Below are 3,201 nucleotides of genomic sequence, written 5' to 3' on the forward strand. Positions count from 1 at the left end.
AACCCTGTAACCGCAGTGCGCGCAATGCGGCGAGCTGGGTCAGCAGCACGCCCGGCATGGATACCGCCGCCGATCGCAGCACCCGCTCCGACGGCGCGTCCGAAACCGCGGTCTCGTCGTCGGCGAGGTCGTCCTCCAGCAACAGGAGACCCGCCTCCACCTCGGCCGGTACCACTTCGCGTTCACGCAACACCCACGGCAAGCCGCGGACGGCCGCCAGGACGGCGCGGACGGTCGCCGCGTCGGGGGGGGGGGGGGGCACGGGCCCCCCCCCCCCCGCCGGCCCCCGCGGGCGCCCCCGCCCGGCGCCCCGCCCGACGACCAGGGGGTGGGGCGGCCCGCCCCCCCCGCCCCCGGGGGGGGCGCGGCGATCAGACAGCTCAGTTCAGTGGCGCCGACTTCCACCAGGTCACCATCTCGGGGATGGTGCCGACGATGCCGTCGGTGTACATCAGGTACTGCGCCCGCTCCGGATGATTGGTGAACACCGTGACCATCTTCGGTCCGTCGCTGTCCCATTTGTAGTTGGTGTAGGTGCGGCTGCCGTTGGTGTCGCTGGATTTCTCGGCAGTGGCCGGCAGGCCCTTCACCACCGAATCCACCTCGGTGGCGGAGTCGTAGACGTAGATCCGGTAGAACGGGTCCTCGTTGTTGCCGCCGCCGTAGCAGCGCCACTGCCAGGCCCATTTCCCGAAATCGGGTTCGCCGTCGTCCGGGGTGGGGGTGTAGCCGTCATCGGTTTCCCAGCATTTCGCGCCGTCGTAGCCGATTTCCTCGTCCTTGCTCGCGGGGACCAGCTGGGGGAACTCTTTGCTGATCGACTCCGCGTTGGCCGGGACCGGCGCGACGGCGGTCTGGGTGCTGGTGGGGCCGGCCTGTTTCCCGTTGCCGCCGTCGTCGCCACCGCTGGAAGCGAGGGCCACGACACCGACCACCACACCGATCAGCACCACGAGGCCGATACAGATGGCGGCGATGAGCCCGGTATTGGACTTGGCCGGCGGTGGCCCGCCCTGCGGCATCTGCCCCATCTGGCCCATCGGCTGCGGATAGTTGGTGGGCTGGGTGTAGGCGCCCGACCCGCCGCCACCGTACGGGTGGCCGACGGGGTTCGGATAGCCCGGCCCGCTGCCGTAGTGCTGCTGGTGCATATCCCCGCCGGGCCGTCCCATATCGACCGGCTGCTGCTGGAAACCGCTCGCGTACGGCGGCTGCTGGCCCTGCTGGGCGCCGCTGGTGTACGGCGGCTGCTGAACACCGGCGGCATACGGCTGAGGCTGGGCCTGGGTGCCACTGGCATACGGCTGCGGCGCCGCGGTGCTCGGATAGGGATTCGCGCCGCTGCTGTACGGGACGTTCGGCGGCTGGTAAGTCGCCGCCACCGCGGTGGGCGCGACACCCATCGGCATGGCGGACGAACCCGGAGAAGCCAGCGCCTGCTTCGCTGCCTCGGCGAATTCACTGCACGAGGCGAAGCGATCGTCGGGGCGTTTGGCCATCGCCTTGGCGAGCACCACGTCCAACGTCGGCGGCAGTTCGGGCCGGGCAGCGCTCAGCGACGGCGGCGGTGACTGCAGATGACCCTGGATCACCCCGGCCGGATTGGTGGAGGTGAACGGACCGTTGCCGGTGAGCAGCCAGTACAGCGAACACGCCAGCGAGTACTGGTCCGAGCGGTGGTCGAGATCGGCGCCCGTGAGCTGTTCGGGCGACGCATAGGCCAGCGTGGCCGTGAAAGTGCCGGTCTGGGTGAGATGCCCGGTGTCGTCGCGTAGCCGCGCGATACCGAAATCGGTGAGGTAGACCCGTTCGCCGCGGCCGCCGGTGGATCGCGCCAGCAGAATGTTGGCCGGTTTGACGTCGCGGTGCATCACCCCCATACCGTGCGCGTAGTCGAGCGCGGAGGCGGTTTCGGAGATGATCTGCACAGCCCGTTCCGGCGGCAGTTTCTGGGGATCGACCGACGCGGCGTCGATACCGTCGATGTACTGCATGGAGATCCACAGCTGCTCGTCCTCGAGCCCGCGGTCGTACACCGTCACGATATTGGGATGGTCCAGGCGGGCGACCAGATCGGCCTCCCGTTCGAATCTGGCGCGCACCTCCTTATCGAAGAACATCTCCCGATTCAGCAGTTTCAGCGCCGTCATCCGCGGCAGTCGCGGATGTTTCGCCAGGTAGACCGAGCCCATCCCACCCCGGCCGAGTTGCCGGTCGATGACATAGCCGGCGAAAACATCGCCGTTGGCCAGCATGTCCGCTCCAATTCCCGCCACGCCACCGGGACCCACCGGCAGCACCTGCGTAGACGAAAAGCGTGACCGGACCGCAGCGGTTCGGTCACGCGAAATCATCGAAACCATAGCAGGAGTCGATGCTCCGCCGACGGCTCTCGCCTCCCGGCAACAACAGCATGCGAAACGGCCGCCGGCCCGTTGCTGGATCCGCCCGGCCGGACCTTGTGGGTACACCGCCGCATCGGCCGCGGCCGGGAGATCCGGTACGGGTTCCGCATCGACGACGTAACTTGCGCTTCGTTCCGGGCGGCCGGACGGTGGACTGCGATCCGCTGCCCGGTCAGGGCGTAGCACCAGAGCGCGGTGGCGGACCACCGGGATCAGGCGGCGGACTCGTGCCCGGGGGACGGCGGAACCCGGGCAGATCGATGACCGCGGGTTCGGCCGGTTCCGCGCGCGGCTGATCGACCGGGCGCGGGAGGTCGCCGGGGCCGCGCGTTCTGGATGCGGGCGGCCGGAAATCATTGGGGGCGGGCGGGGGCTCACCCGAGTTCGGCGGCGGACGGTTACCGGCACCCCCGGGCCGCGGTCCGGCACGGTGGGGGTGCCGGAATTCGCTGGACCCGTGCGGTGGTACCGCCGGACCGGGGTGCCGGTATTCGCTGGACGCGTACCGCGGCGGTACCGCACCTGCCTGCCGGTACTCGGTGGACCGGTACGGCGGCGCGCCCCGTCCACCCGGCTGCCCGAACTCCCCCGAACCGTAGCCGGGGCCACCGGGACCGTGCCGTGGGCCGGGGCGCAAGCGCACCCCGGGCCCCGGAGCGCGCCCGCCCCGCGGGCCCGGCGGGCCCCGCCCCCCCGGCGCGGGGGCCGCGGGCGCGGGTCAGCGCAGAAAAAGCGCGGCCGGGGTGGTTGGCCGGGGGCGCGCCCGACCCCCCGACCCCCCCCGCGGCCGCCCCGG

The 3,201-nt window shown here is 71.1% G+C and carries 2 protein-coding genes; both read right to left on the reverse strand.

Translation table 11 applies throughout. The annotated features are described in order from the left end of the window. The coding region (locus QH195_RS00005; protein WP_432278820.1) for a hypothetical protein at nt 1-202 on the reverse strand (202 nt) is incomplete at its 3' end. A 178-nt stretch (nt 203-380) separates the two neighbouring features. Beyond that, nucleotides 381-2,255 carry a serine/threonine-protein kinase gene (locus tag QH195_RS00010; RefSeq protein WP_280433833.1) on the reverse strand — a complete coding sequence of 625 codons (1,875 nt, stop codon included), beginning with the start codon at nt 2,253-2,255 and terminating at the stop codon, nt 381-383. Between the last annotated feature and the right edge of the window lie 946 nt (nt 2,256-3,201).

The sequence above is a fragment of the Nocardia carnea genome (genome assembly GCF_029868855.1).
Taxonomy (GTDB): Bacteria; Actinomycetota; Actinomycetes; order Mycobacteriales; family Mycobacteriaceae; genus Nocardia; species Nocardia carnea_A.